Raw genomic sequence first — 26,903 nt, forward strand, 5'->3', positions numbered from 1 at the left:
CGGGAAGGGGAAGGTGAAGGTCACTGATGAGCAGGGATCGCGCGGATCGCAGCCCTCGAACGCGTCGTAGTCTCAACCGGATCGCCCTGGCGACGGTGACGGCGGCGGCCGTCGCCGTGACGGCGAGTGGCTGCGTCGTGGTCCACGGCGAACGCGAGGTCGTCCCGACGGTCAGACGCGCCGAAGCCGCCCGCGCCCTCGGGGACTTCCTCACCGCCTACAACAAGGCGGACAAGGCGTTCGACCGCTCCCTGGACGCGGACCGGGTCACCGGCGCGCTGGCCGACATCGACGGCGGCAAGCTGGCAGCCGGCCACAAGAACAACCCCGGCGGCAATCCCGGTCACACGCCGCTGAAGCTGACCGACGCCCGGTTCACCATTCCCGAGAAGGCGGGCTGGCCGCGCTGGTTCGTCGCCGACGCCCACGCCAACAAGGGCAGCGCCGACGCCCATTGGCTGCTCGTCTTCACTCGTTCCGCCCCGGACAAGGTGTGGGCGGTGTCCTATCTGACGATCCTCGCCGACGGTGACGTACCGGCGTTCAAGAAGGACAAGGACGGCTGGGCCGAACCCGTCACGGCCGGCGACGCGGCGCTCGCCGTGGAGCCGCGCCGGCTGGGCACGCAGTACGCGACGTACCTGAAGTCCGGCGGGAACACGTTCGCGCCCGGCGCGCACACCTCGCAGTGGCGCGCCACCCGGTTGAAGAACGCGAGCCGGCCCGGTCTCGCCCGTCAGTACATCGACGAGCCGCTCACGAACGGCGCCTACGCCCCGGTGGGGCTGCGCACCACGGACGGCGGCGCGCTGGTGTTCTTCGCCACGCACCACTACGAGAAGCAGACCGCCGCACCGGGCGTGGACATCAACGTCACCGACTCGAACATCAAGGCCCTGCTGACCGGGGAGGTCAAGCAGTCCCTGACGCTGGAGTTCGTCTCCAACCAGGCGGTGCTGGACCCGCCGAAGGGACCGGTGAAGTTCCTGAGCCGGGTGGAGGGACTGACGGGGGCGAAGGGCGAGTAGGCGGTGCCCGGGCTCAGCCCCGGTGAGGCCAGCTCGCGAGCTCGGACTCTTCCCCCACGTACCGCGCGCACGCGTCGGTCAGCGCCTCGAGCAGGCTCAGCGGATCCGGCAGTGCGTGCTCGGGTCCCCGCACCCACTCGACGGCGAGGTCACCGGGCAGTTGGGCCGGCGGCACGAGCACGTACGAGCCCCGGCAGTGCCAACGCAGTCCCGGGTGCTCGTCCATGGTCTCCGGGTGGCAGTCCAGCTCGCAGGGCCACCACTCGTCCTCGTCCTCGGGCGTACCGCGCGTCAGCGTGAAGAAGAGCATGCGCCCGTCGCCGGTGGTGGCGACCGGTCCCACCTCGACGCCGGAACCGAGCAGCCGCTGGAGGGCCTGCTCACCGGCCTCGCGGGGGACGTCCAGCACGTCGTGCACCATGCCGGTCGCGGTGATGAAGTTCGCCTGCGGCTGGTGCCGGGCCCAGCGCTCGATCTGTGCCCGGTCGGTGGTGGACTGCGTCTGCCAGGCGAAGGAGACCGGGTGACGGGCGGGCGTGGGGCAGCCGATGCGGTCGCAGGAGCACCGGTAGCCGGCGGGGTGGGCGGCGGGCGCGAGCGGCAGCCCGGCGGCGGCAGCAGCCAGCAGCATCGCCTCACGGCCGCCGTCGCCGGCGTCCTCCTTGAGACGGGCGGGACGTCGTCCACGCAGCCACTGGGAGATCCTGCCCTGCCCGCTCGTGCGGCGGCCGAACTCTGCGCTCATCTATCCCCTCGCCTCACTGTGGTGCGGACTGCATGCCTCATGGTCCCACCATCCTGCGCCCCGGGTGACCTGAGCCCACATCCGGGGTGGGCGGGGCGATGCCAGCCGCGCACCTCGATCAGAGGTAATTGCAGGATTTCACATGACATGTCCGATGGAGAACTGCGCACAGGAGCGCCGGACCGTGCACTTCAGCACGTCCGTGGGTGTCACATGCATCACTCGTCCGTGTGAGGCGGCGGCCAGGCATCGCCCCAGTCCGTGTCCCGGGCCGCCCGGTAGAGCGGACCGTGCCGTTTGGTCACCGTCTCCCGGTGCAGGGACTCGTCGGGGCCGCACAGGTCGAGGAGCACCTGCCCCTTGCGGATCTGCGGCTTGCGCACAACCCGGGAGGCGGCGGGCGTCACCGGGAAACGGGCCGCGGCGACATAGCTGAACTTCTCGTCCTCGTACGCCAGCGAGCCGCCCTTGACCTGCCGGTGCAGTGAGGAACGGCTCACCCGGGCCGAGAAATGGCACCAGTCCTCGCCGGGGACGATGGGGCAGGCCGCGCTGTGCGGGCAGGGCGCGGCGACATGGAAACCGGCGCCGATCAACCGGTCGCGGGCCTCGATCACCCGGGCGTAGCCGTCCGGGGTGCCGGGCTCCACGATCACGACGGCCTGCGCGGCGGCGGCCGCGGCATCGACGACACTGGCGCGGTCGCCCTCGGTCAGCTCACCCAGGACGTACGACACCGTGACGAGATCGGTGCTCTCTATGCTGAGCGCTGCTCCGATACGAGAGCGGTGCCACTCCACAGCCCCCAGCGCCGGGTTGGCGGCGGCGATCTCCCGGCCCAGCGCGAGCGCGGGCTCGGCCCAGTCGAGCACGGTGACCGGCCGCTGTCCGTCCCAGGTGGCGCTCACCGCCCAGGTCGCCGCGCCCGTCCCGCCTCCGACGTCCACATGGCTCGCGGGCGCCCACTCGGGCACGGCGTCCGCGAACGCCTCCAGCGCCGCCCGCACCGCCTCGAACGTCGCGGGCATCCGGTACGCGGCATAGGCGACGACGTCCGACCGGTCCCGCAGCACGGGCGCGTGGGTCGGGGTCCGCCCCCGGTAGTTGGCGATCAGCCGGTCCACGGCCTGCGCGGCCTGCCTGGGCGGCAGTCCGTCCAGCAGCCCGGCGAGGGCGGTGCGGAGGGTGTCGGCTGGGGAGACGGGGGCGTTCACCCGCCGATTCTCTCAGCCCCCGCGCACCGCCCGTGCCAGCCGGTCGGCCGCCGCCACCCGCACCCGGTTGTCCGGGCCCCGGCGGCGGGGATGGACGGTGTTCGCCAGCAGGACGAGGAACGTGTCCGTCGCCCGGTCCAGGACCAGCGACGTACCGGTGAAGCCGGTGTGCCCCGCCGCACCACGGCCCGCCAGCGCCCCCATGAACCACGGCTGGTCGACCGCGAAGCCGAGTCCCGGCGGGGCGAGCATCAGCTCGACGAAGTCGGGGCCCAGGATGCGCGCGGTGCCGTACGAGCCGCCCGCGAGCAGGGCGCGGCAGAAGACGGCCAGGTCGCGCCCCGTCGAGAAGAGGCCCGCGTGACCGGCCACCCCGCCGAGCGCCCAGGCGTTCTCGTCGTGCACCGCGCCCCGCAGCATCCCGCGATCCGCCTTGGCCCACGGCCGCCGCTGGTCCTCCGTCGCCGCCGCGTCCGGGCACGGGCCGAAGCCCGTCGCCGTCATGCCGAGGGGCCCGGTGATACCCTCGCGGATGACCACGTCCAGCGGGCGCCCGGTGACGCGCTCCAGGGCGTACTGCAGAAGCAGCAGGTTCAGGTCCGAGTAGCAGTAGGTACCGGGCGCGCCCACCGGTGCCTCCGCCCGCAGCAGTTCGAGCAGTGCGGTGTGCGACGGGCAGTCGTACAGCGGGAGTTCCGGCCGCATCCCGGAGGTGTGGGTCAGCAACTGCCGTACGGTGATGCCGTGTTCGGCGGCCGCGGGGAAGTCCGGCAGGTACGTCGCCACCCTCGCGTCGATGCCCAGCCTGCCGCGCTCCAGCTGCTGGACCGCGGCGACCGCGGTGAACAGCTTGGTGAGCGAGGCGAGGTCGAAGGGGGTGGCCGCGGTCATCGGCACCCGGGCCTCGGGCGGCAGTTCGACACCGCGGTCCGCCTCCGCGTCGTAGGCGGCGTACCGGACCGCCCAGCCCGCCGCCTCCTCGACGGCGATCACCGGGCCGCGCCCGGCGACCACGACGGCACCCGCCGCCCAGGGGTTCTCCCGGTCGACGGCATCGCGGACCTCACGGACCAGGAGGCTCAGTTCCTCCGGGTCGAGCCCGGCCCTGACCGGGGTGTCGATGCGCAGTCTCGGCGTGCTCAGCTGTCCTCCCGCAGGCTCTCGGCGCCCGGGCGCCCGCTCCAGGGACGGCACAGTGCCACGAAGCAGGCCACGGCGACCAGAGCCGCGCCCAGTTGGACGACGGCCATCGGGACGGCGGTGTGCTCACCGGCGATCCCGACGAGCGGCGAGGCGACAGCCCCGATCAGGAAAGAGGTGGTCCCGAGGAGCGCGGAGGCGGCACCGGCGTTGTGCCGGGTCCGCATCAGGGCCAGCGCCTGGGTGTTGGGCATCGCGAGGCCCATCGCCGACATGAGGACGAAGAGGGCCGCGGCGACCGGTGCGAGGCCCACCTCGCCGAGGACACCGGCCGACATCAGCAGCAGCGCGGTCGCGGCGAGCGTGATGACCGCGAGGCCGGTCGCGAGCACCTTGTCCAGGCCGACCCGGCCGACGAGCAGCTTCCCGTTGATCTGACCGACGACCACCAGGCCGACCGAGTTGAGGCCGAACAGCAGGCTGAACGTCTGCGGGGAGGCACCGTAGATGTCCTGGATCACGTACGGGGAGGCACTGATGTACGCGAACAGGGCCGCGAAGGCGAAGCCGCCCGTGAGCGTGTAGCCGGTGAACACGCGGTCGGCCAGCAGGGCCCGCATGGAGCGCAGGGCCGCGGGGACTCCCCCGCCGTGCCTCTCGTCGAGCGGGAGCGTCTCGGGCAGTCTCAGGGCCACGAGCGCGGTGAGCGCGATGCCGACGACCGTGAGGACGACGAACACGCCCCGCCAGTCGGTGACGCGCAGGATCTGGCCTCCGATGAGCGGCGCGACGATCGGTGCGACCCCGGAGATCAGCATGAGGGTGGAGAAGAACCGGGCCATGGCCACGCCGTCGTACAGATCGCGGACGACGGCACGCGCGATCACGATCCCGGCCGCGCCCGCGAGCCCCTGCACCAGACGGAAGACGACCAGCGACTCCACCGAGGGCGCGAGCGCGCACAACACGGTGGCGACGACGTAGACGACGAGGCCGACGAGCAGCGGACGCCGGCGCCCCCACTTGTCGCTCATCGGGCCGACCAGCAGCTGGCCGAGCGCCATGCCCGCGAGGCAGCCGGTGAGGGTGAGCTGCACGGTCGCGGCGGGCGCGTGCAGGGACGAGGTGACCTCCGGCAGGGACGGGAGGTACATGTCCATGGCCAGCGGGGGCGTAGCGGTGAGGCCGCCGAGGATGAAGGTGACGAGGAGACCGGTACGGCGGGCGGCGGTGCGCCCGGCGAGGGGTACGCCGGGGGAAGCCGGGACGGTGTCCTGCGGCTCGGGCGCCGCGGTCCGCGTCCCGGTCGTGCGGGCGTCCTCGATGCGGCCTTCCGGATCCGTAGGGCCCGGTATCTGGCCCCCCGGTTCCGTGCGGTCGTGTGCGCTGCCCCCGCGCTCCGGCATGTGCCCCTCCCTCTGCGTTCTGTCTGCCACTTATGCTCTCAGCTCGTACGAGGTGACCGGGCGGTGTACCGAGGGGCGGACATGGTGGGGACGGCGGACGGACGAGTGCGGTGGGGGATCCTGGCGACCGGCGGGATCGCCGCGGCGTTCGCGGCGGATCTGGTCGACCTGCCGGACGCGGAGATCGTGGCGGTGGCCTCGCGCAGCGAGGAGTCGGCGAAGGGCTTCGCGGAACGCTTCGGGATACCCCGGGCCTACGGGGAGTGGAGCGCCCTCGCCGAGGACGAGGACGTCGACGTGGTGTACGTCGCCACCCCGCACTCGGCGCACCGGGCCGCGGCCGGGCTGTGCCTCGAGGCCGGGCGGAACGTGCTGTGCGAGAAGGCGTTCACGCTGAACGTGCGTGAGGCGCAGGAGCTGGTCGCGCTGGCGAAGGAGCGTGACGCCTTCCTGATGGAAGCCATGTGGATGTACTGCCATCCGCTGGTGAGGCGGCTGAAAGCCCTGGTCGACGACGGGGCCATCGGCGAAGTGCGCAGTATCCAGGCCGACTTCGGGCTGGCTGGCCCCTTTCCGCCTTCGCACCGGCTGCGGGACCCGGCGCTGGGCGGCGGGGCGCTGCTGGACCTGGGCGTGTATCCCGTGTCGTTCGCGCACCTGCTGCTCGGGGAGCCGTCGGACATCATCGCGAGAGCGGTGCTCTCGGACGAGGGCGTCGATCTCCAGACCGGAGCACTGCTTTCGTGGGAGAGCGGCGCTCTCGCCTCGGTGCACTGCTCCATTCATGGCGGCACCCCCGTCGCCGCCTCGGTGACCGGCTCCCAGGGCCGTATCGACATCCCCCACGGCTTCTTCTTCCCCGACCGCTTCGTGCTTCACCGCGACGGCCGCGATCCCGAGGAGGTCCACGCCGACCCCGCCGACGGCCCGCGCACCAGCCTCAAGCACGAGGCCGCCGAGGTGATGCGCGCGCTGCGGTCTGGCGAGACCGAGTCGCCGCTCGTCCCACTGGAGGGCAGCCTCGCGGTCATGCGCACGCTGGACGCCATCCGGGACCGGATCGGCGTCCGCTACCCCGGCGAGGAGGCCGCACCGCAGCTGACTCCGGCATGATGCCCGGCTCCAGCGGCCGGGCAGGGGCGACAACCGTATGGCGGACAACGGATTCCGCATGACGGATCCTCCTCGTACGCTGCGGCCCCATGGATGCCATGGAATCTGCCAAGCGGCCGAGGATCGCGGTGGTGACCGGCGCGGGCTCGGGGATCGGCCGCGCGGTCGCGGTGGAACTGCTGCGCGCGGGCTGGTCGGTGGCGCTCGCGGGACGGCGCGCCGGGACACTGGAGGAGACGGCGGCGCTCGTGCCCGAGGGCGCCTGTCTCGCCGTACGCACCGACGTCTCGCAACCCGCTGATGTGACAGCCCTGTTCGAGGCCGCGCGCGACCGCTTCGGACGGCTGGACCTGCTCTTCAACAACGCGGGCACGTTCGGCCCGGGCGGGGTGCCGGTCGAGGACCTGTCGTACGAGGCCTGGCGGCACGTCGTGGACACCAATCTGAACGGCGCGTTCCTGTGCGCGCAGGCGGCGTACCGGCAGATGAAGGAGCAGGATCCCCAGGGCGGCCGGATCATCAACAACGGCTCGATCTCGGCACACACGCCCCGTCCGCATTCGGCGGCGTACACCGCCACCAAGCACGCGCTGACCGGACTGACCAAGTCGCTGTCCCTGGACGGACGCCCCTACCGCATCGCGGTCGGACAGATCGACATCGGCAATGCGGCCACCGCCATGACCGAGCGCATGCAGCACGGAGTCCCGCAGGCGAACGGGGAACTCGCCGTCGAACCCGTGATGGATGTGGCCGATGTGGCGCGCACCGTACGGCACATGGCCGAGCTGCCCCTGGAGGCGAACATGCAGTTCGCGACGGTGTTGGCGACGGCGATGCCGTACGTGGGCCGCGGCTGAGCGGGCCCGCTGCTGTTCCGTGTTCAACCTATACAAACGGAGTGGGATCCTCCGCAGTGTCTCGGCACGTGGCGGGCTTATGCTCAAGACTCCTCCACCAGAGCTTCACACTTGGAGCACTCTGGTTCCGTGGACCACACCGAGGGGGGACGGCAGCCGTCCCGGATCCGGCAGGGGGTGGACCTCGCGTGGGACCGCGAGGTACGCGCCGGATCACGGGACGGCTGCCGACGACTCAGCGCCGGTGCCGGCCCGCCTCCGCCGTCTCCCGCCGCCGGCGCCCCCGCAGCGCATAGGCCCCGCCGGCCAGCAGTGCCACCGCTCCCCCGGCTTCGCCGAGCAGTCTCCATGACGAGCCGCCGCGCGCGGCGGCGGCCTCCGCTCCCGACTCCCCCTGCGCCGTACCCGCCGGGGAGGGCGTCGCCGGCGCCCCGCCCTCGCTCAGCGGATCGACCAGCGAGCCCACGGCACGGGCGCTACCGGCGTGTGCGAAGCCCCAGTCGAGCAGGGCGGCGGTCTCCTCGTAGACACCGTTGCCGCCGGGCTCCGGATGCATGACGGTCACGAGCAGGGTGCGGCCGCCGCGGGTGGCCGCACCGGTGAAGGTGTTGCCCGCGTCACTGGTGTAGCCGTTCTTGACGCCGATGAGCCCCTTGTAGGTGCCAAGGCCCCACGCGCCGGTCAGCAGGCGGTCGGTGTTCTGGATCTGGAACGACTTCCTGCCGCCCGCCGGGAAGTCGGCGGTCCTGGTCGAGCAGTAGCCGCGGAATGCGGCGTCCTTCAGACCGTGCCGGGCGAACAGCGTGAGGTCGTACGCGGAGGAGAGCTGGCCCTTGTGGTCGAACCCGTCGGGACTGATCACATGGGTGTCGAGGGCCTGCAGATCGCGCGCCTTGGCCTGCATCTCGGCGACGGTCTTCGCGACCCCGCCGTTCATATGGCTGAGCACATGGACCGCGTCGTTGCCGGAGCGGAGGAAGACCCCGAGCCACAGCTGCTCCACGGTGTAGGTGATTCCAGGCTTGACGCCGACCATGCTGGAGCCCGCCGGGACGTCCGCGAGATCGGCGTCGGTCACCTTGTACTTGCGGTCGCGCTCGAACTTCGCCAGCACGGTGTCCGCGAACAGCATCTTCAGCGTGGAGGCCGGCGCGAGCCGCTGGTGCGCGTTGTACGCGGCGAGCACCTCGCCACTGTGGTGATCAGCGACGAGCCAGGAGCGTGCGGTGAGCTTCTTCGGCAGGCCGGCCGCCCCGAGCACCTGAACACCGGAGCGGGCCAGGCGTCCACCGCCGATGACCAACGAGGCGCTCGCCTCCTCGATCCGGTCCGGGAGCACGGACGACGCGGACGCGGGTCCGGCAAGGGTCAGCGGCGCCGCGGCGGCGAGCCCGAGAACGGCACGACGGGACATCCGTGCGGCACGCGGGGCGGGCGAAGAGGAATCACGCATTCGGGGACCGTACAAAGAGAGTCCGGGGCGGCACACTGCGGGGTGACAAAAGGGGGGCAAAGGCCCGGTCATCAAGGGGTCAGCACAGGGGTGAGGATAACGGCGGGCGGCGCGCGCATTACGCGGAGCCGCCCTCGTGCGCCCCTCCACCGTCCCACCGGGAGAAGCACACCGGGCGGGCCCGCCTCTCTTCACCGCGGGGTCACTCAACAGGGGTTCCCTGGCAATGCACCCTGTGTAGCCAAGGAATGGACTGTCTGATGGAAAACTGATCCCGGACGGCACATTCTCAGCCCTCGCACATCCCTTGCTCAGGGCCACGCAAAGGTTTCTCCCTAGCGTGTGGCCGCGCCCACGGCGGGCGCCGAGAACCTTTCGAGGAATGGGATGTTTGGCATCTATCTCAGGCGCGAACTGGGCCGCCGCAAGAAGGCCGCTCTGGTCATCGCGATGGGTCTGGCGCTCGGTATCGCTCTGGTCATCACCGTCAACTCGGTGTCGGCCGGTATGCAGCAGGCTCAGGACAAGGTCCTCACCTCGCTGTACGGACTGGGCACCGACATGACGGTCACCAAGGCCCAGTCGGCGCCCTCCGCGAGCAGTGGGCAGAAACCCAATTTCCGGTTCGACGCCAAGTCGGACAGCGGCACCAAGCAGAGTTCCGACCGGGTGATGACGCAGGGCGGTCAGGCCCTGAGCTCCTCACTCGTGGAGAAGGTCGCGGCACAGCAGGGCGTGGCGAACGCGGTCGGCGCGCTGAGCCTGAACGTCGTCAAGGTCGACGGCTCCTTCACCCAGGGCAAGGCGAAGTCGTCCACGTCCGGCGGTGCGCAGGACGGTCCCGGCGGCGGTACCGGCGGGCAGCCCCAGGTCCAGGGCGGCGGCGCCTCCTTCGACGTGAACAACTACTCCGTGGCCGGCGTCGACGTGACCGACCAGGGCCTCGGACCGCTCGCCGCGATGAAGATCACCTCGGGCAGGACGTTCACGGCCTCGCAGACCGACGCGAAGGTCGCCGTGGTCGGCACGTCCTACGCCAAGGAGAAGAGCTACAAGGTCGGCTCGACCTTCAAGATCTCCGGCACCACGTACACGGTGATCGGCATCGCGACGCCCGACAGCAGCCCGTCCACCACCGACGTCTATCTGCCGCTGAAGCAGGCGCAGACACTCGGCGACGCCAAGAGCAAGGTCACCACGATCTACGTCAAGGCGACCGGCTCCCAGCAGATCGCGGCGGTCAAGAAGACGATCCAGAAGAACATCTCCGGCACGACGGTCACCACCTCCTCCGACCTCGCCTCCACCGTCTCCGGTTCGCTGTCCACCGCCTCCGACCTGGCGACCAGCGTCGGCAAGTGGTTGTCGATCGCGGTTCTGGCCGCCGCCTTCCTGGTGGCCGCGCTGCTGACCTCGTCCGCGGTCTCCCGCCGGGTGCGCGAGTTCGGCACCCTGAAGGCGCTCGGCTGGCCGAGCCGCAACGTCACCCGCCAGGTCGTCGGCGAGTCCGTCGTGAACGGTCTGCTCGGCGGCGCGCTCGGCATCGCCCTGGGTCTCGCGGCCGCGTACACGGTGACCGCGATCAGTCCGAAGCTGACCGCCCAGCTCGGCTCCTCCGGCGGCGGCACGGGCGGCCCCGGCGGTGGTCCGGGCGGCCCCGGCCGCCAGGCGGCCACGAACACCCTCGAGATCGCGCTGTCCGCGCCGGTCTCGGTGACGACCATCGTGCTCGCGGTCGCCCTGGCCGTCACCGGTGGGCTGATCGCCGGCGCCATGGGCGGCTGGCGCGCCTCCCGGATGCGCCCGGCGGACGCCCTGCGCAGCGTCCAGTAACCCTCCCCGAACCGGGGCGCCGTGTCCGTTCCCCCCGGGTCACGGCGCCCCACCCCCATCTGTCACGGAGAACCCATGTACAAGCTCACCGGCGTCACCAAGCGCTACACGCGGGGCAAGGAGACGGTGGAGGCGCTGTGCGGCGTCGACCTCACCATCGATGACGGCGACCAACTCGTCATCCAGGGCCCCACCGGCGGCGGCAAGTCGACCCTGCTGCAGATGATCGGCGGCCTGGACCGCCCCACCACAGGCGGTGTCGAGCTGGACGGAGTCGACCTCGCCACGATCAGCGAGGCCAGGCTCACCCAGCTGCGCGCCGAGAAGATCGGCATCATCTTCCAGGCGTTCAACCTCATCCCGACCCTGACCGCTCAGGAGAACGTCGAGACCGCGCTCGTCCCGCTCGGCGTGAAACCCGCCGCCAGACGGGAGCGGGCGGCCGAGGCGCTGCACTCGGTCGGCCTCGGCGAACGCCTCGGCCATGTCCCCTCGGAGATGTCCGGCGGCCAGCAGCAGCGTGTCGCCATCGCCCGCGCCCTGGTCAAGCGGCCCAAGGTGCTGCTCGCCGACGAGCCCACCGGCAACCTCGACGAGGGCACCCGCGACGACATCATGGCGCTGCTCGAGGGGCTGTGGCACGAGTACGGGCTGACCTTCGTCATGGTCACCCACGACTCCTCGATCGCCCGCCGCGCCCCGCGCCTGGCCACCATCGACGCCGGCCGGCTCACGCTGACCGAGCAGGGTGCCGCGCGGAGCGCCCCGCAGTACGCGCAGCAGGGCGCGCCGCAATACGGACAGCAGTACGGGCAGCCGTACGACCACCCGGGCCACGGCCAGGGCTACTGAACCGCATCCCCGGCGGTCTCCCGAGGGCCGCTCACCGCCCGAGTACCCGGTCGACCTCGGCCAGTTGCCCGGCAGTGAGCGGCCCTTTCGCGATCGCGCCCGCGTTCTCCTCGGCTTGGGCGACCGAACGGAAGCCCGGGATGGGGACGGTACGCGGGCTGCGGGCCCAGATCCAGGCGAGGGCGCCCTGGGTGAGCGTACGGCCGTCGCTGGTGAGGACGTCTCGCAGGGCCTCCACCCGGCGCAGCCACTCGGCGTCCGCACCCTTGCCCTCGGAGAAGCCCGGCAGCCAGGCAGGCGGCGCGTTGCGGATGTCGCCGGGGGCGAGGGAGCGTCCGGGGGTGTGCTTGCCGGTGAGCAGCCCCATGGCGAGGGGGCTGCGGTTGATGCTCGCGAGGCCGGACTCCTCGCACAGCGCCAGGAGTTCGGGTGCGTCCTGAAGGATGTTGAGACGATGCTGTACGGCAGCGCAGTGCGGGCCTTCGGCGAAGACCGCGGCCCGCGCCGGGTCGTCGGTGCTCCAGGCGTACGCACGCACAAGCCCCTCGCGGACGAACTCCTCGCAGGTGTCGCGGAGTTCGGCGGCCCGTGCCGGGTCGGCGTCGGACAGGTGCAGTTGGTAGAGGTCGACGTGGTCCGTGCCGAGCCGGCGCAGGGAGGCGGTCAGCGCGCGCCGGGCGTATGCCGGGGAGTCGTCGCTGCCGATGAGTAGCCGGCGCTCCTCGTCGATGACGTTGCCCCACTTGGTGGCGAGGACCACGTCGTCGCGCCGCTTGCCGAGGGCACGCGCGAGGACGCGCTCGCTGTGGCCGGCGCCGTAGGCGTCGGCCGTGTCGAAGAAGGTGACGCCGAGGTCGAGGGCCCGCCGTACCGCCCGTACGGACTCCTCGTCGTCGACCTTGCCCCAGCCGAGGGGCTGTCCGTCCGGAGTGCTCCACTCGCCGCCGATGGCCCAGCACCCGAACCCGAGTGCGCTGACCTCGATACCGCTGCGGCCCAGCGTCCTGGTGTGCTCGATGGTCTCCATGTCCGGTGAGGCTAGGAGTTGGAGCGCACTTCAAGGCAAGAGCCCTGCGGCCGCGATCAGGCCTGCCCGGTCTCGAAGTGGGAGATCCTGCCGTCGTCGTCCACGTCGAAGGTCCACCGGGTGCGCATCTCGCCCCAGGTGTCGTTGCTGTAGCGGGCGAGGAGGGAGCGACCGCCGTTGGACTCGCTGTCGATGTCCATATGACCGTGGGTGGAGAAGATCTCCCGGTCGATCCAGTCGGCGAGGTCCCGCTCCGAGCCGTCGTCGGCCATGGTGGCGTCCGGTGAGAGCAGTGCCATGAACCCGTCGCGATCATGGGAGTTGACGGCGGAGACGAAGGCCCGGACCGCGGGGTCGGTGAGTCTGGCTGTCTGAATCGTCATGGCTGCCAGGGTCACACCGGTTCCGGACGCCCGCCACCGGAGCCCCGTCCTCGCCGCCCGGGGCACACCACCCGAACGGCACCGTGGACGGGCCGGGCGGTGGCGGCGGTGGGACGGTGGGGCTGCGGAGGAAACCCTTTCCTGTTGCCTGCCCCGGGAGTGATCGTGGCCTGTTCCGACCGACGCGATGTGGGACTTCTCCTGCTCAGGCTGGGCATCGGCGGGGTGCTCGCGGCACACGGCTCACAGAAGCTGCTCGGCTGGTTCGGCGGCGGCGGGATCGAGGGCACCGGCCAGTTCATGGAATCCGTGGGATACCGGCCGGGCAAGGTGTGCGCGGTGGCCTCGGGGCTCGCGGAGGCGGGCGGCGGCACGCTGATGGCGCTGGGCCTCGCGACCCCGGCGGCGGGTGCCGCGGCAGCAGGCGGAATGGCGGGGGCGATGGCCGTGCACGCACCGAACGGGTTCTTCAACCAGAGCGGCGGCTACGAATATCCCCTGTCCATCGGACTGACGGCGGCCGGCCTGGCGGTCGCCGGCCCCGGCCGGTTCTCTTTGGACGAACTGCTCGGCAACGCCGTCAACCGCGACTGGATGGTCCCGGCGGCGTTCGCGGTGACGGCCGCGGTCACGGCGATGGTGGTGTGTGCGCGGAGCAAGCGGCTGCGGCAGGCGCAGGGCGAGCAGGAGGCGCTGTTCGAGGAATAGCCGCCGCGTGGCAGGCTGCGTGCATGAGCGAGCACCACGCCTCCGCGGACCTGTGGAAGTCGATCGACCGGCTGCACGCATGGCTGGACGCGAACCGGACGCACGACGACGCGGAGGGACTGCTGCTGCGCATTCTGAAACTGTCGGAGGAGGTCGGCGAGGTCGCCCAGGCGGTCATCGGGGCGACGGGCCAGAACCCGCGCAAGGGCACCACACACGACTGGGACGACGTCCAGGCGGAACTCTGCGACGTGGTGATCACGGCCCTGGTGGCCCTGCGCACCCTGGCCCCGAACGCCCGCGAGGTTTTCACGGCCCATCTGGAACGGGTGACGCGCCGCTCGCTGTGAGTCGGACCGAGGCCCCCGGGACGGTGGTCCCGGGGGCCTTGAACGGCACTGAATTCGCTGTCGCGGAAAAGGCGTTGCAAACCGTCACGCCCGTCACGCCCGTCACGACGGCACGCAATAGACAACGGCCTGTACGCGGTATTCCTGGGTGGTCGAGCTGTTGTGGAAACTGACGGTCCAACTGCCGTCGGGATCCGAGCCCGGGCTCGTGGTCCGGAAACTACTGCCCGATCCGCGAGCCAGCGTAAGGGGCCATGATCACTCGCGCCAAAGCAGCTGCCGGTCAAAGTCGTTCCGCCGACCTCGTCGGTACGTTTCCGTCCGATTGGGAGCCGATCAAGGCAGCCGAGGGGCAGATCCCTATCTCTGTCGTGCCAGGCCGTAGAGAAGCATGGCGAGACCGACAGCGAGAGTAGCGGCACCCTGGCCGACGGCCGAACGAAAGGAGTACGGACCTTCCGCATGGAGCACCTTCCATCCCCTCCAGCGGGCAAGGGCCGCGAAGATCAACACGAGTGCACCGGTGATCAGAAATCCGATGCCACCAGCTATGGGGTCGTTGTCGGTCCGCGTCGCAGAAGAAAGCAGCACGTCGATCAAGATGGAGGACGAGGGGTGAGTGCCAAGGGCCCGGCTTGCTCGCCCGTCGCCCGCCTGAGCGCTGACAGCCGTGGGGGCTGCTGGATCGCTGACGCCCGAGCAGCTCCCGCCCAGGCCACTGCACCGATGCGAGGGGGCTGTGGTCGGCGGTACGTCGGGTGCATGATGATCCAATGACTTCTTGGCTGAGCACCCGGAGCACATGGTTGCTGGTATTGCTCTTGTGGGCGATCGGACTGACAGCCGCCCTGATCGGAATTGCGTTCGCTCGAGCCTTCCTTGAACACCCCCCTCTGAGGCCCTTCGCTTCTAACCTCCCTATGACAGTCGGCGGCACTCTCCTCGTCGCCGTCGCCAACGCCCGGGGGTTGCGTCGTAGACGCCGGCGGCAGGACCGATGATGTGGAAGAACAGTCGGTGGAATCACCCGCTCTGGCACCTGGCGGTCGTGATACCACTTCTGATCTTCCTGATCACCGCAGACGACACAACCACGCGATGCTTCCTGGCTTCAGGGCTCACGATGGCAGCTGTCCGCTACGGGCGTGAGTCGGCAAGGTGGGCCCGCGTCAAGACCGCTCCGAATCCTGACACCAGCAGCTGACACCAACAGTCGCGAACGACAGCGGCCGAGGCCGAACCTCAGCGACCGACCAGCACGCGGTACAGCACCCGTTGACCGACATCGGCAGCTCTCTGTGATCGACCTGACAAGGATGAGCCCATAGGTTCAAATCCTGTTCGCCCCACCACCGCAAAGACCCCGGGATCACTCGGTCCGGGGGCCTTTGACATCACTCGTCCAAAGCTCCCGGCCAAAGTCGCTACGCCGACCGCGGGCCCAAGGTACGAGTCGCGGCAGTGCACGCGGCCTTGGCTGCCAGCCCTTCCCCTCTCACGATGACGCCGTGAGCAACCTCCCGAAAGCCAACGCAAGTTGAGATCCTCCTTGATCTGGCAGGTGGAGTGGTCGGAACAGTGCTGCCGGCGCTCGCCATCAAGACCTACAGCGATGGCGGATCCGCAGGTTGGGTCGTCGCCGGAATCCATGGGGCTTGCCAGCACGTGCGAGGACGACCCGGAGCACCATGCGGAGTATGAGCGAGAGATCCGTCGTGAGGCACAAGAGCTGATCGCCGCTGGCGACAACGGACGCTGAGGAGTCCACTGGGCGCATCGCTTCTGCCGCCCGGGCCGTCTCTGGGCCGTCCGAGGCGAACCGGCGTTGACAGATGATGACCACTAGTCCCGGCGTCTGCGCAGGTCAAAGGATCAGCCGCGATGAGCCGCCGCACGCCAGAGACTTGCCCCCTCACTTCCAGAAGAACTGATCGAGTGGCCCATGCGCTCTTAACTCGATCATTGAAACTCCAGCCCAAAGTCGTTCCACCGCCCTCGCGACACCCCTGAGCGCCAAGGAAACGAGCGCGGATTAGTCACTCCCTGGATCGGAGACGTCGATCAGGAGGCGGAAGAGCAGGGCGCGCGGTGGGCGGTCGCTGTTCGTCGGCGAACGGTGCGGCGAGCGGTCGACCGCCTATGGTACGACCGTCACCGGCCAGCGCCCTGCCTTCACCAGCCGGATCGCGACCGACCCGATGATGCGGTGGCCGGCCTGCGCCGAGGCGCCCACCACGACCGCGTCCGCCTTCAACTCGTCGGCCGCCTGGACCAGACCGTTGTAGGGGTCGCCGCGGAAGGTGTGGAACTCCCAGCGAATCTTGAATGTCCCCTTGACGTGCTCAGCGGCCTCGCGGATGAACTTGACCAAGTCCTCCGCGATCTCGTTGGTCGTCTCGGCCACCGGCACCCCGAGCGCCACCCTCGTCGCCATCACGGGCTGCACGTACACGATCGCGAGCAGCGCGCGCTGCCGTCGGGCGAGACCGCCGGCGTAGTACCCCGCCCGGAGCGAGGAGTCGGAGCCGTCGACCCCGACGACGATGACCTTGGGCCCGTCCGTTCCCCGCTCGAACTGGTGCGAGTGCTGTTCCACGTCGGTCACTGCCCGCCACCGGTGCGTACACCGTCGAGGGCGACGGTCAGGACCCGGTCGCGCTGGGCGGTGTCGGTGAAGGCGGCGCCGGCGATACCGGAGACCATGCGCAGCAGGTCGTCGAAGGTGATGTCGGGGCGGGCCTGACCGGCGATCTGGGCGCAGCAGAGCAGCGGTTCACCCGCGTCGACCATGGAGCGGCGGCAGTTGACGAAGACCTCCGACTCGTCGCTCAGGGCTTCCCGGACGGCTCGTATGGTGACCGTGGAGTCGACGACGCGGCGCAGCCACAAGGTGAGCGCCTCCCAGGCCGGTACGTCGGAGAGCTCCTCGGTCAGTCGGCACAGGCTGTCGACCTCCTCGGCGTAGACCGTCTCGAAGAGGTGCCGGCGGGTGGGGAAGTTGCGGTACAGCGTGCCGATGCCCACACCCGCCTGCCGGGCGATGTCCTCGAGGGAGGCGTCGGCGCCCTTGCCCGCGAAGGTGTCGCGGGCGGCGGCGAGCAGGGCGTCGAAGTTGCGCCGCGCGTCGGCACGGCGGGGACGCTGCACTGCAACGATCTCGCTCAGAGTGGCTCGGTCGGTCACCACTGCCTCCTTCTGGGGCGCTGGGTTGAACTGGAGGTAAGCCTCCGTTACTGTTCCGGAGGAATGCCTCCACTTTATCTGGAGGAATGCCTCCACTTTAACAGTCGGGCTGTCGTTTGTGACCGGCCACACAGTGCCAGCCTCTCCCCATCCTTCAGGTCCCGCAGTCCGCCCGAGCATCAGGCTCCGCCGTGCTGTCGGACCCTCCCGCACCCCTGTCCCGCCTATCCCGTCTTGCCTCGTTTTGTCTCGCAGAAAGACCCCATGAACCAGAACTCGAACCGCCTCACCTTCGGAGTGCTGGCAACCGGCGCCGGCGTGGTCTTGATGATGCAGTCGCTGGTCGCTCCGGCGCTGCCCACCATCCAGCACTCCCTGCACACCTCCCAATCCACCGCCGTCTGGGTGATGACGGCCAATCTGCTCTCCGCCTCGATCTTCACTCCCATCCTCGGGCGCATCGGCGACCTGTTCGGCAAGAAGCGCACCCTGGTCGCCGTGCTGCTCGTTCTGACCGCGGGATTGCTGCTGGCGGCCGTGGCCCCGGACATCCACACGATGATCGTGGCCCGGGTCGTCCAGGGCGTCGGCGGCGGGATCCTCCCGCTGTCGTTCGGGATCATCCGCGATGTGTTCCCGGACGACCGGGTCAGTTCCAGCATCAGCAACCTCTCCGCCGTCATCGCGGCCAGCGGCGGCCTGGGCATCGTGCTCGCCGGGCCGATCGTGGGGGCGCTGCAGTACCAGTGGCTGTTCTGGCTGCCCGCGGGCGTGGTGGCGCTCACCGCACTGCTGGCCCACCGCTACATACCCGAGTCCCCCAACCGCGCCTCCGGCCGCGTCGACTGGGCGTCCGCGCTGCTGCTGGCGGGCTGGCTGGTCGCGCTGCTGCTGCCGGTGAGCCAGGCGTCCTCCTGGGGCTGGGGCTCCGCCCGGGTGCTGGGTCTGCTGGCCCTGGCGGTGGTCCTGCTCGCCCTGTGGACCCTGGTCGAGAGCCGCTCCGCCAGCCCCGTGATCGATCTGCGCGTCATGCGACTGCCCGCGGTCTGGAGGACCAACACCGCGGCGCTGCTCTTCGGCGCGGGGATGTACGGGTTGTGGTCCTTCCTTCCCGCGTTCGCCACGACTCCGTCCACTGCCGGGTACGGCTTCGGGGCGAGCGTGACCGGCGCCGGACTGCTGATGCTGCCCATGCTGGTGGCCATGTTCTTCTCCGGTCTGATCAGCGCGCGTCTGGAGCCGCTGCTGGGAGCCAAGGTGCTGCTGGTCATCGCCGCCGGGCTGGGCGCGCTGGGCCTCGCCGTGCTCACGGCGTGGCACGACCAGTCGTGGCAGGCCTCGGTGGCCGCGGGGATCTTCGGCCTCGGGACCGGCCTGGCCTGGGCCGCGATGCCCACCCTTGTGGTGCAAAGCGTCCCCCCGGCGCAGACCGGTGCGGCCACCGGCATGAACGCCAACATCCGCACCATCGGCGGTGCCATCGGAGCCGCGGTGATGAGCAGCCTGGTGACCGGTCGGCTGCAGCCCTCCGGCCTGCCGTACGGCTCCGGCTACACCCACGGTTTCGCCCTCCTGACCGGTGCCTGCCTGGCGGCCACGCTCGTCGCGCTGCTCGTCCCGGCCCGCCGCGTGGCAGGGCAGCCCACCGCAGCGGAGCGAGTGCCGCAGTCAGCCGGGCGCTGACATCGGCGGACCACCGGCCGGCCGCATCCCCCGAACACCAGATTCGCTCGTTCGGGGGATGCGGCCGAGCCATGGGATCGGCATCGTGGAAGCCCAGGTCGGCGGGGTGAGCAGAGCCGGTCATGGGAGGCACGCAATGGTGGTGGAGGAGGCCGGCGGGACGGTCGGGGTGCCCACGATGGACGGGGTGGTCGACCGGATGCGGGCGTTGGGCGTCGGCTGGCCGCCTGGTGACGGTGCCGTGGTCTTCAGCCGGATGTACCTGGCGGTCACCGAGGAGATCCGGAGCCGGCTGGCAGTCTCCTTCTTCCGGGACCCCGCCTCGGACTCCGAGATCGCCAAGGGATCGCGGAATGCGTCCAGTGCGGTGTCGGCTGCCTGCCGAGGCATGCCGATCCGCAAGGGGCCGGCGCCGGCGGGCTGGGCGTCCGTGCGCACACGGGGCGCTCAACGGCTCGCTCGTCCGCCGATGAACCCGCATCAGTCAGCGAAGGCGTGTCGTAGGAGCCACTGATCGGAAGAGAGCATGAAGGCGATCGGCCACACCGAGTTCGGCGGCCCGGAAGTGCTGCACGAGGTCGAGCTGCCCGACCCGGTGGCTGGTCCGGGGGAGGTGCGGATCCGCGTACGTGCCGCCGCCGTCAGCCCCACCGACACGGTGCGGCGTGCCGGTATCCTCGCCGAGCAGATGCGTGCGGAGGACCGGCCTTACGTCCCCGGCATGGAGTTGGCAGGCGTGCTGGAGGAGATCGGTCCGGATACCGCCACCGACCTGTCGGTGGGTGACCACGTCATGGGGATCCTGACGCCGCGGGGCTCGCTCGGCGCCTACTCCGAGCAGGTCGCGCTGCCCGCCGAATCGGTGGTCCGGGTGCCCGCCGGGGTGGACGACGTCGCCGCGTCGACCCTGCCGATGAACGGCCTCACCGCGCGCATGACCCTAGACAAGCTGGAGCTGAAACCGGGGCAGACGATCGGTGTCACCGGAGCGGCCGGCACCTACGGCGGTTATGTCGTCCAGCTGGCCAAGGCGGAGGGGCTGCAGGTGATCGCCGACGCCGCGGAGAAAGACCGGGCGTTGGTCGAGGAACTCGGTGCGGACACGGTGGTGCCGCGCGGTGACGACGTCGCCGACCGCTTCCTCGAGGCGGTGCCCGGGGGAGTGGACGGCCTGGCCGACGGGGCCGTACTGAACGAGAAGGTGATCGCCGCGATCCGCCCGGGCGGGCGAATGGTGTCCGTGCGGCACTACGAGGGCGAGCCGGTGAAAGGCGTGACCTACCACTCCGTGCGGGTGAGCCACTACGTGCGCGAACGCGCGAAGCTGGACCAGCTGCGCGAGCTCGTCGAGGAGGGCAAGTTGACGCTGCGCGTGGCCGGGACGTACCCGGCGGCCCAGGCTGCCGAGGCACACCGGCGGCTGGCGCTCGGCGGCACGCGGGGCCGGCTCGTGCTCATCTTCGGTGACTGACGCCGACCGGCAGCCGCCGACGCGGATCCCGAGTGGGCAGCCACCAGTGCCACAGAGCGGAGCAGGCCTTGGTGACTGTCCCCCGGTAGTTCGACGCCTTCGGCTTCGACGCGGTCCAGCAGGTCGACTGGCACATCGAGGCCTGGGCCCCGACTGCCACCAAGGGCGAGACCGTGAAGTCCGGGGCCATCACCCTGGATTCCGTGGGCCATGGCCGTACAGAGGACCTGTCGCTGCCCGACGGGCACTACAAGCTGTTCTGCGACGACGAGAAGGGCGCCGCCAAGCACAAGGTGTTCTGGACCGATTGCGAGGACTCGCAGGGCGGTGGTGGTGGTACGACGCCGTCCGCCTCCGCGTCTCCCTCGTCGTCGGCGTCTCCCTCGCCTTCGGGCTCGGCCGGTGCGACGGCCTCGCCGAGTGCGTCGTCCGGCGAGGGCGGGGCGACCCCGTCGGCCGCCGCGTCCTCGTCCGCGCAGGGCGGCAGCGGCGATCTGGCCGAGACCGGCAGCAGCGCCCCGGTGGGCCTGCTGTCGGGCGTCGCGGCAGCACTGATGGCCGCAGGCGGTTATCTGGTGCTGCGGCGTCGTAGGGCCTCCCGGGGCTGACGTCTGCAGTGAGTGGCGTCCTGGCCATCCTCTGGCCAGGACGCCGCTCGCTGTCTACGGCCTGTAGCGATCTGACATCAACGCTGACATCAACGTCCGCAGACGACAGCATCCAAGCGCGTACGTGCGCAGCCGTCATCCTCGCTCAACGCCCCACTCTGCTGGGGCCAGAGATTGCCTGAAAAGCGAAAGGTCGCCGGTTCGCCCCTGGCCCGAGCAACCGTCGCCAGGTCCGATAGGAAGGTGCGTTACCGCGCACCACTCGATGGCGATCGGAAACGGGCCACGATCCGGTATGCGTGCTGATCCTCCGGACTGAGGTCTTGGATCGCTCGATGGGCCTCGTGGGCCCGACTCGTCTCGCACAGCAGCCGAACAAGGGCGTACAGGGCCCCACGGTCGCCATCTTCGGCGCGGTTGCGCAGTTCCGCCTCCATCCCCCGCTCGCGAAGCGCCGTGTTGAGTCTCCGCCGTGCGTGGACATCCCCGAGAGCGCGTTCCATGAGTTCCGCGAGCCGTCCCGCACGAGCGAGCAAGTCCATGTGCCACAGATGGTTGTCGTGCATGGAAGCGTCGGCGGAGTAGCACTGGGCATGGGCGCTTACCAACTCAACGGCCGTATCCCAATCCCGGAGTTGCTCCGCCGCCCGGACCTGCTCGAACCACTCCATAGGGCGAGTATCGCGTAACGCTGTCCCTACAGCAGGAGCGGTCGCCGACCACCAGGCGCACGAGCCCACCACCCCTGACCAGCAAATACCCAGCTACTCAAGATCCCCGGCAAGACCCAGGGCGAAGCCCACAGGACGGCGGCCGCGACGCCCAGCGCGGCGGCAAGACGGGAAACCCGCATTCCGTGCTCCTTTCTCGGCAGGTGCCTGATGCGCCCGCCTGGTCGGACACATCAATATTTGCAGTCGAAATATCACGTTAAGTCAGAACGCAAAGACACGTTTTGTGATGGTCTGCGCTGATTCACGAACCGGCGCCAGGTGTGTCGGCGTGACGCAGAGCGAGTCTGTCCGATGCCTCATCCAACGCCCCTTTTGCCAGGCGCACTTCGGCATCCGACTGCGGACCGGGTCCGTATGTCACTGCGCTGACACGCGGGGCGGCAGCATGCAGGCGGCGTGTGTCGCTTTTGGCCATGTCGCACTTGTGACGCCTGCGCCCAGTGACATGTCCGACTGCACCAACGAATGCTTTCGGCCAAGTTGTGGTGTTCAGCTGTACGAAAGGTGTTCCCCTGATGGCAAGAATCCGCCGAATGGCGGCGATTACGACAGGATTGCTGGTGGTGGCTGGTGTCACACCGGCCGTCGCCGTAGCAGGGGCGCCGGCCACCGGCCCCGTCACTCATCCCGTCGGCGAACCGGGGGTCCACTCCGCGACCGTACAGCTGGTGACGGGTGACCGGGTGACCGTGACGACGCTGGCCGGCGGACGGCGTACCGCGTCGGTGCAGCCCGGCCCCGGACGCGAGCACATGCCCTTCAACACGTTCGAGGGCGACGACAAATCGCTGACCGTGATGCCGTTCGACGCCCAGGGACTGGTCTCCGCCGGGACGCTGGACCGTCGGCTCTTCAACGTGACCGGGCTGATATCCCAGGGCTACGACGAGGCCCACACCTCAGCGCTGCCGCTGATCGTCTCCTCGCAGCCGACCCCGTCGAGGGTCGGGGCCCGTGTCAGCGCACAGGCGTCGAAGGCCGCCGGGTCCCTCGCCGACCGTCTGGTGGCACTCGAGCCGACGCACTCCCACACCCTGGCGAGCATCGACGCGCACTCCCTGCGAGTCTCTGACAAGGACCTGGGGACGTTCTGGAAGACGCTGAACCCCGGTGAGAAATCGGCCGCCGCCCGGGCCGCGGTCACCCCGCGGATCTCGCTGGACGGCAAGGTCAAGGCCCTGCTGGACCGCAGCACGGCGCAGATCAACGCCCCCACCGCCTGGAAGGCCGGCTACGAAGGCCAGGGCGTCAAGGTGGCCGTGCTCGACACCGGTGTCGACGCCAGCCACCCCGACCTGGCCGGCCGCATCGCGGAAGCCAAGGACTTCTCCGGCAGCGGGAACACCGTCGACCACTTCGGCCACGGCACGCATGTCGCCTCCATCGTCGGCGGGACCGGCGCCGCCTCCGGCGGCACCCGGCGCGGTGTCGCGCCCAAGGCCGATCTGCTGATCGGCAAGGTGCTGGACGACAACGGCTCCGGTTCTGAGTCGGGCATCATCGAAGGCATGGAGTGGGCGACCGCTGAGCACGCCAAGGTCGTCAACATGAGCCTCGGGGCGGATGTGCCGACCGACGGCACCGACCCGCTCAGCCAGGCCGTCGACAACCTGACCGCTTCCACCGGCACGCTCTTCGTCGTCGCGGCGGGCAACTCGGGTCCGGGCCAGTACACCGTCGGTGCGCCGGGAGCGGCCGATGCCGCGCTGACCGTGGGTGCTGTCGACCGTGACGACTCCCTGGCGTCCTTCTCCAGCCGCGGTCCGCGCTTCGGCGACGACGCGGTCAAGCCCGACGTGACCGCCCCCGGCGTGGGCATCGTGGCCGCCCGCGCGGCCGGCACCACCCTGGGCGACCCGATCGACGCCAACTACGTGGCGCTGTCCGGGACCTCCATGGCCACCCCGCACGTCGCGGGTGCCGCCGCGCTGCTGGCCCAGCAGCACCCGGACTGGGACGCACAGCAGCTCAAGGACGCCCTGATCAGCACCGCCCACACGGTGTCCGGCACCAAGGTGACCGAGCAGGGCGGTGGCCGCATCGACGTGGCCGCGGCCATGGGCCCGGTCATGGCCACCGGCTCCGTCACCCTCGCCCCGCTGACGATCGGCGGTACGTCGGGGCAGCAGTCGGCGGCCACTTTGCACTACACCAACACCGGCGATCACGCGCTCACCCTCTCCCTGGCCGCCGACCTGGCCACCGAGGACGGCAAGGCGCTCCCCGACGGGGTGGTCAGCCTCGACTCCAGCACCGTGCAACTGGCCCCCGGTGCCACCGTCGACGTGCCGCTGCACACCGACGCGACCCACGCCGTCCGCGGCAAGTTCTACGGATACGTCACCGCGAAGTCCGCCGACGGCACCGTGCTCGCCCACACCACCCTCTCCCTCGTGGTGCACACCCCCCTGCACCGGCTGACCGTGGTCCAGCGCGACCGCAACGGCCAGATTGTGCACGGTTGGATATTGCCGGACATCTGGGGCTCCGACGGGTTCGTGAACTACACGGACCCTGACGCGGGAGTCGCCGTCGTGGAAGAGGGCACGTACTACGTCAGCTTGAACTTTTACGAGCGGACCAAGAGCGGCGGCACCAACGTGGGCCTGATCGTCAACCCCGAGGTGAAGGTAACCAAGGACATGACGGTGACCCTGGACGCCTCGAGGCTCACGGAGGTGAAGGTCCGGACCCCTCGCCCCGCCGAGCAGCGCGGTGTCTTCAGCACCTACTACTACCGTCAGATCGACGGTCACAGCCTGACCCAGGGGGCCCTGTACTTCGACGACTGGAAGCTGTACACCAACGCCACCGCTCCGGTCACCGACGGCGCCTTTGAATTCTCCCTGCGCAAGCAGATGGTGGCCCCGCAACTGCGGGCGGAGGTCTCGGGCAGCTCACAGCGGTTCGCCCCGTACTACCAGCCGACCTCCCCGGTCTTCGGGGATCAGGGTGCGCGGCTGACCGCCGTGGACGCAGGCACAGCGGCGGCGCCCGACTTCAGCGCGGTACGCGGCAAGCTGGCCGTCGTGCAGGACGACAACTCCGCACCGTGGGACCGACGGGCTCTCCCGCAGGCAGCCGCGAACGCGGGGGCCAAGGCGCTGTTGGTGGCGCAGCCCGAGGGTTTCTCCGACTGGACCCGGTGGCAGCCGGACGGTGACCGGATGGCGCTGCCCACCATGCAGACCTCCTGGGAGAACGGGTCGGCTCTGCTGGAGCGCATCAAGAAGGGCACCACGACGGTGGAGTTCTCCGGCACGGTGCGCAGCCCGTACCTGTACGACCTGATGGAGGTCTCGAAGGGCTCCATCCCCAAGAACCTGGTCTACACCGTTACCGACCGCAACACCGCGCAGGTTCGCAGCACGTACACCCGCACCGGGGCCTCGGAGTGGGCGAGCGAGCAGCGGTTCGGATGGCGGCCGTTCCAAGACACCGCGTGGAACCAGTACAGCCGCTACGTCCCGCTGGGAGCCGAACGCGTCGAGTACGTGAGCACCGGCGACACACTGTGGCAGCACATCGTGCACCACAACATCGTTCCCGTTCCCGACTTCCCGCTGGCGGTCGGCATGCACGACCCTGCGCACACCTACCAGCCCGGCCAGCAGGCCGCGGAGCGGTGGTTCGGCGCAGTGGTCCGCCCATCGATCCCGCGAGGCAAGGACCAGACTGCGGTGCGCAACGGCAACACCCTGTCGGTGTTCATTCCCGAGTTCAACGACTCCGGCGCCGGTCACTGGTCGTTGGCAGAGGCCGACCCCTTCGGTGGCCCCGGCGGCGGCCCCGGTGTGTCGTCCGCAAACGACACGTCCAAGGCGGAGCTGTACCGCAACGGTGAGCAGATCGCCACGTCCGACAACGGTGCGTGGGGCAACTTCGAGGTGCCCGCGGGCGACGCCGAGTACCGGCTGGACCTGACCACCGGCCGCACCTCGGACGACTGGCGCTTCGGCACCGACACCCACACGTCCTGGACGTTCCGTTCGGGCACCACGGCCGACACGGCCCTGCTGCCGTTGCTCCAGCTCGACTACGACGTGCCGGTCGACGCACAGAACGCGGTGGGACGAGCGCGCACGCACGCCCTCGGCATGACCGTCCGCATGCAGGACGGCATGGCCGCCCCGCGCGGCGTGAAGCTGAAGGTCGAGGCGTCCTACGACGACGGGAAGACCTGGACCACGACGCGCACCGAACGGCAGGATGGCGAGGGACGGTTCACCGCCATCGTGGAGCGGCCGTCGAATGTGCACGGCGACGCGTATGTGACGCTCCGGGTGACCGCGACGGACTCCGCCGGCAACAGCGTCCAGCAGACCGTGAACCACGCGTACCTGCACCGCGGCACCGAGTGAGCCGCCGGCAACGCTGACAAGGGGCCATCCCGACCGAACCGCGGCGGGTGCCAGGGCCATACGGTCCCCGGCACCCGCCGCGGCGTGCTGGTCAGGGCAGGTCGTGCACGTGCGCCCCTACCGCACCAAGAGCGGGCATTGGGTCCTGAAACACCCCAACACCCGGGAAAGCCAGCGTCATCTCGATCGGCGGCGCAGGCAAGTCGAGGGGAAGGTCGTTGATGTATCGACCGATTGATGAGCAAGATCAGTCAGCGGCGGCGTGCGGCCAGATCGGCACCGGATCATGTGCATAAAACGGTGTCCAGGTGGACTGGTTCACGAACTGCTGCAGGTTCTGCTCGTTGCCGTCCGGCGACGGAAGGCCATGGCCTGGATGGACTTTCGGCGGCCGTCCAGCATCAGTCCCCGCAGGTAGCAGCCGCTCTTGGCCCGCTGGTCCTCGCGCGGCACCGAGCCGAAGACGTCAGCCACGAATAAGGGCTGCGTCTGAGCCGTCCGAGGGCGGCCCGCGACGCCCAGGAACGACCAGCAACGACCACGGGGGCGCAGCAGATCGCAGTGCCCCAATGGTGCGTTGCCTCAGCCCGCCCCAGGTATCGAGCCACATCCGCGACCGCCAGGCGTCGATCGGGGTCGTCGTGCCGGTGTAGACGGGCCAGATGTACTCAACAACCGCCCCGCCCGCAGTTCGCATCGAGGGGGGACGCGAGTGTCTAACTGCGTGACAACGCCGACGGACAGCGACGGA

General features: G+C 70.0%; 21 protein-coding genes and 1 pseudogene. 12 read left to right on the top strand and 10 right to left on the bottom strand.

What is annotated here, in order from left to right; translation table 11 throughout:
• Positions 1-26: 26 nt before the first annotated feature.
• Positions 27-1,028, top strand: a complete 1,002-nt coding sequence (locus tag ACWDA7_RS00620; protein WP_450602022.1) for a hypothetical protein — start codon at positions 27-29, stop codon at positions 1,026-1,028.
• A 13-nt stretch (positions 1,029-1,041) separates the two neighbouring features.
• Here the strand turns inward: ACWDA7_RS00620 and ACWDA7_RS00625 are convergent, their stop codons facing one another.
• The 4 genes from ACWDA7_RS00625 to ACWDA7_RS00640 all read right to left on the bottom strand — a co-directional run bounded on the left by ACWDA7_RS00625 (position 1,042) and on the right by ACWDA7_RS00640 (position 5,533).
• Positions 1,042-1,773, bottom strand: coding sequence for a bifunctional DNA primase/polymerase (locus ACWDA7_RS00625; RefSeq protein WP_450602023.1), 732 nt, complete (start codon positions 1,771-1,773; stop codon positions 1,042-1,044).
• Between the two features lie 218 nt (positions 1,774-1,991).
• Positions 1,992-2,987: a small ribosomal subunit Rsm22 family protein gene (locus ACWDA7_RS00630; protein WP_450602024.1), complete on the bottom strand. Its 996-nt coding sequence runs from the start codon at positions 2,985-2,987 to the stop codon at positions 1,992-1,994.
• Positions 2,988-2,999: 12 nt separating this feature from the next.
• Positions 3,000-4,181: a serine hydrolase domain-containing protein gene (locus tag ACWDA7_RS00635; protein ID WP_450602025.1), complete on the bottom strand. Its 1,182-nt coding sequence runs from the start codon at positions 4,179-4,181 to the stop codon at positions 3,000-3,002.
• Positions 4,127-5,533, bottom strand: coding sequence for a multidrug effflux MFS transporter (locus ACWDA7_RS00640; RefSeq protein ID WP_450602026.1), 1,407 nt, complete (start codon positions 5,531-5,533; stop codon positions 4,127-4,129). Before ACWDA7_RS00640 ends, ACWDA7_RS00635 begins: the two co-directional genes overlap by 55 nt.
• An 81-nt stretch (positions 5,534-5,614) precedes the next feature.
• Between ACWDA7_RS00640 and ACWDA7_RS00645 the strand changes: the two genes are divergently transcribed.
• Positions 5,615-6,646, top strand: a complete 1,032-nt coding sequence (locus ACWDA7_RS00645) for a Gfo/Idh/MocA family protein (RefSeq protein ID WP_450602152.1) — start codon at positions 5,615-5,617, stop codon at positions 6,644-6,646.
• Between the two features lie 98 nt (positions 6,647-6,744).
• The gene (locus ACWDA7_RS00650; RefSeq protein ID WP_450602028.1) at positions 6,745-7,506 is read left to right on the top strand and encodes an SDR family oxidoreductase; all 762 of its coding nucleotides are present in this window, start codon (positions 6,745-6,747) and stop codon (positions 7,504-7,506) included.
• Between the two features lie 235 nt (positions 7,507-7,741).
• On the opposite strand, the gene ACWDA7_RS00655 is transcribed toward ACWDA7_RS00650, so the two are convergent.
• Positions 7,742-8,959 carry a D-alanyl-D-alanine carboxypeptidase family protein gene (locus ACWDA7_RS00655; RefSeq protein ID WP_450602029.1) on the bottom strand — a complete coding sequence of 406 codons (1,218 nt, stop codon included), beginning with the start codon at positions 8,957-8,959 and terminating at the stop codon, positions 7,742-7,744.
• A gap of 387 nt (positions 8,960-9,346) precedes the next feature.
• Between ACWDA7_RS00655 and ACWDA7_RS00660 the strand changes: the two genes are divergently transcribed.
• Together ACWDA7_RS00660 and ACWDA7_RS00665 are read left to right on the top strand one after the other, a co-directional pair.
• Complete coding sequence (locus ACWDA7_RS00660; protein ID WP_450602030.1) at positions 9,347-10,792, top strand: ABC transporter permease; 1,446 nt, start codon at positions 9,347-9,349, stop codon at positions 10,790-10,792.
• A gap of 75 nt (positions 10,793-10,867) precedes the next feature.
• The gene (locus ACWDA7_RS00665) at positions 10,868-11,644 is read left to right on the top strand and encodes an ABC transporter ATP-binding protein (protein WP_450602032.1); all 777 of its coding nucleotides are present in this window, start codon (positions 10,868-10,870) and stop codon (positions 11,642-11,644) included.
• Positions 11,645-11,675: 31 nt separating this feature from the next.
• Here the strand turns inward: ACWDA7_RS00665 and ACWDA7_RS00670 are convergent, their stop codons facing one another.
• Both ACWDA7_RS00670 and ACWDA7_RS00675 read right to left on the bottom strand, forming a co-directional pair.
• Complete coding sequence (locus tag ACWDA7_RS00670) at positions 11,676-12,671, bottom strand: aldo/keto reductase (protein WP_450602033.1); 996 nt, start codon at positions 12,669-12,671, stop codon at positions 11,676-11,678.
• Positions 12,672-12,727: 56 nt separating this feature from the next.
• Positions 12,728-13,054 carry a nuclear transport factor 2 family protein gene (locus ACWDA7_RS00675; protein WP_450602034.1) on the bottom strand — a complete coding sequence of 109 codons (327 nt, stop codon included), beginning with the start codon at positions 13,052-13,054 and terminating at the stop codon, positions 12,728-12,730.
• Between the two features lie 165 nt (positions 13,055-13,219).
• Between ACWDA7_RS00675 and ACWDA7_RS00680 the strand changes: the two genes are divergently transcribed.
• Both ACWDA7_RS00680 and ACWDA7_RS00685 read left to right on the top strand, forming a co-directional pair.
• A complete protein-coding gene (locus ACWDA7_RS00680; protein ID WP_450602035.1) occupies positions 13,220-13,762 on the top strand; it encodes a DoxX family protein in 543 nt (180 codons plus the stop codon).
• 23 nt (positions 13,763-13,785) lie between these two features.
• On the top strand, positions 13,786-14,112 hold the full coding sequence (locus tag ACWDA7_RS00685) for a MazG-like family protein (RefSeq protein ID WP_450602036.1): 327 nt from the start codon (positions 13,786-13,788) through the stop codon (positions 14,110-14,112).
• A 2,137-nt stretch (positions 14,113-16,249) separates the two neighbouring features.
• Here the strand turns inward: ACWDA7_RS00685 and ACWDA7_RS00690 are convergent.
• Both ACWDA7_RS00690 and ACWDA7_RS00695 read right to left on the bottom strand, forming a co-directional pair.
• Positions 16,250-16,717 carry a universal stress protein gene (locus ACWDA7_RS00690; RefSeq protein ID WP_450602037.1) on the bottom strand — a complete coding sequence of 156 codons (468 nt, stop codon included), beginning with the start codon at positions 16,715-16,717 and terminating at the stop codon, positions 16,250-16,252.
• Positions 16,714-17,295, bottom strand: a complete 582-nt coding sequence (locus ACWDA7_RS00695) for a TetR/AcrR family transcriptional regulator (RefSeq protein WP_450602038.1) — start codon at positions 17,293-17,295, stop codon at positions 16,714-16,716. Before ACWDA7_RS00695 ends, ACWDA7_RS00690 begins: the two co-directional genes overlap by 4 nt.
• A gap of 264 nt (positions 17,296-17,559) precedes the next feature.
• Here ACWDA7_RS00695 and ACWDA7_RS00700 point away from each other — a divergent pair, with 264 nt between their 5' ends.
• The 5 genes from ACWDA7_RS00700 (at position 17,560) to ACWDA7_RS00720 (ending at position 26,152) form a co-directional block, all read left to right on the top strand.
• Positions 17,560-18,978 carry an MFS transporter gene (locus tag ACWDA7_RS00700; RefSeq protein ID WP_450602039.1) on the top strand — a complete coding sequence of 473 codons (1,419 nt, stop codon included), beginning with the start codon at positions 17,560-17,562 and terminating at the stop codon, positions 18,976-18,978.
• A gap of 136 nt (positions 18,979-19,114) precedes the next feature.
• A complete protein-coding gene (locus tag ACWDA7_RS00705) occupies positions 19,115-19,492 on the top strand; it encodes a DUF5995 family protein (RefSeq protein WP_450602040.1) in 378 nt (125 codons plus the stop codon).
• Positions 19,493-19,504: 12 nt separating this feature from the next.
• The gene (locus tag ACWDA7_RS00710; RefSeq protein ID WP_450602041.1) at positions 19,505-20,449 is read left to right on the top strand and encodes an NADP-dependent oxidoreductase; all 945 of its coding nucleotides are present in this window, start codon (positions 19,505-19,507) and stop codon (positions 20,447-20,449) included.
• 173 nt (positions 20,450-20,622) lie between these two features.
• Positions 20,623-21,057: an LPXTG cell wall anchor domain-containing protein gene (locus tag ACWDA7_RS00715; RefSeq protein WP_450602042.1), complete on the top strand. Its 435-nt coding sequence runs from the start codon at positions 20,623-20,625 to the stop codon at positions 21,055-21,057.
• Between the two features lie 1,249 nt (positions 21,058-22,306).
• The gene (locus ACWDA7_RS00720; protein ID WP_450602043.1) at positions 22,307-26,152 is read left to right on the top strand and encodes a S8 family serine peptidase; all 3,846 of its coding nucleotides are present in this window, start codon (positions 22,307-22,309) and stop codon (positions 26,150-26,152) included.
• Between the two features lie 271 nt (positions 26,153-26,423).
• Here the strand turns inward: ACWDA7_RS00720 and ACWDA7_RS00725 are convergent.
• Positions 26,424-26,674 (bottom strand): annotated as a pseudogene (locus ACWDA7_RS00725) (transposase); the annotation flags it as partial.
• Positions 26,675-26,903 lie beyond the last annotated feature (229 nt).

The organism is Streptomyces sp. NPDC001156 (assembly GCF_053598275.1).

Coding starts and splice junctions, on each gene's coding strand:
- ACWDA7_RS00675 (WP_450602034.1), bottom strand. CDS start 13,054: ATGACGATTCAGACAGCCAGACTCACCGACCCCGCGGTCCGGGCCTTC.
- ACWDA7_RS00700 (WP_450602039.1), top strand. CDS start 17,560: ATGAACCAGAACTCGAACCGCCTCACCTTCGGAGTGCTGGCAACCGGC.
- ACWDA7_RS00660 (WP_450602030.1), top strand. CDS start 9,347: ATGTTTGGCATCTATCTCAGGCGCGAACTGGGCCGCCGCAAGAAGGCC.
- ACWDA7_RS00625 (WP_450602023.1), bottom strand. CDS start 1,773: ATGAGCGCAGAGTTCGGCCGCCGCACGAGCGGGCAGGGCAGGATCTCC.
- ACWDA7_RS00645 (WP_450602152.1), top strand. CDS start 5,615: ATGGTGGGGACGGCGGACGGACGAGTGCGGTGGGGGATCCTGGCGACC.
- ACWDA7_RS00640 (WP_450602026.1), bottom strand. CDS start 5,533: ATGCCGGAGCGCGGGGGCAGCGCACACGACCGCACGGAACCGGGGGGC.
- ACWDA7_RS00705 (WP_450602040.1), top strand. CDS start 19,115: ATGGTGGTGGAGGAGGCCGGCGGGACGGTCGGGGTGCCCACGATGGAC.
- ACWDA7_RS00650 (WP_450602028.1), top strand. CDS start 6,745: ATGGAATCTGCCAAGCGGCCGAGGATCGCGGTGGTGACCGGCGCGGGC.
- ACWDA7_RS00620 (WP_450602022.1), top strand. CDS start 27: ATGAGCAGGGATCGCGCGGATCGCAGCCCTCGAACGCGTCGTAGTCTC.
- ACWDA7_RS00710 (WP_450602041.1), top strand. CDS start 19,505: ATGAAGGCGATCGGCCACACCGAGTTCGGCGGCCCGGAAGTGCTGCAC.
- ACWDA7_RS00685 (WP_450602036.1), top strand. CDS start 13,786: ATGAGCGAGCACCACGCCTCCGCGGACCTGTGGAAGTCGATCGACCGG.
- ACWDA7_RS00670 (WP_450602033.1), bottom strand. CDS start 12,671: ATGGAGACCATCGAGCACACCAGGACGCTGGGCCGCAGCGGTATCGAG.
- ACWDA7_RS00665 (WP_450602032.1), top strand. CDS start 10,868: ATGTACAAGCTCACCGGCGTCACCAAGCGCTACACGCGGGGCAAGGAG.
- ACWDA7_RS00655 (WP_450602029.1), bottom strand. CDS start 8,959: ATGCGTGATTCCTCTTCGCCCGCCCCGCGTGCCGCACGGATGTCCCGT.
- ACWDA7_RS00720 (WP_450602043.1), top strand. CDS start 22,307: ATGGCAAGAATCCGCCGAATGGCGGCGATTACGACAGGATTGCTGGTG.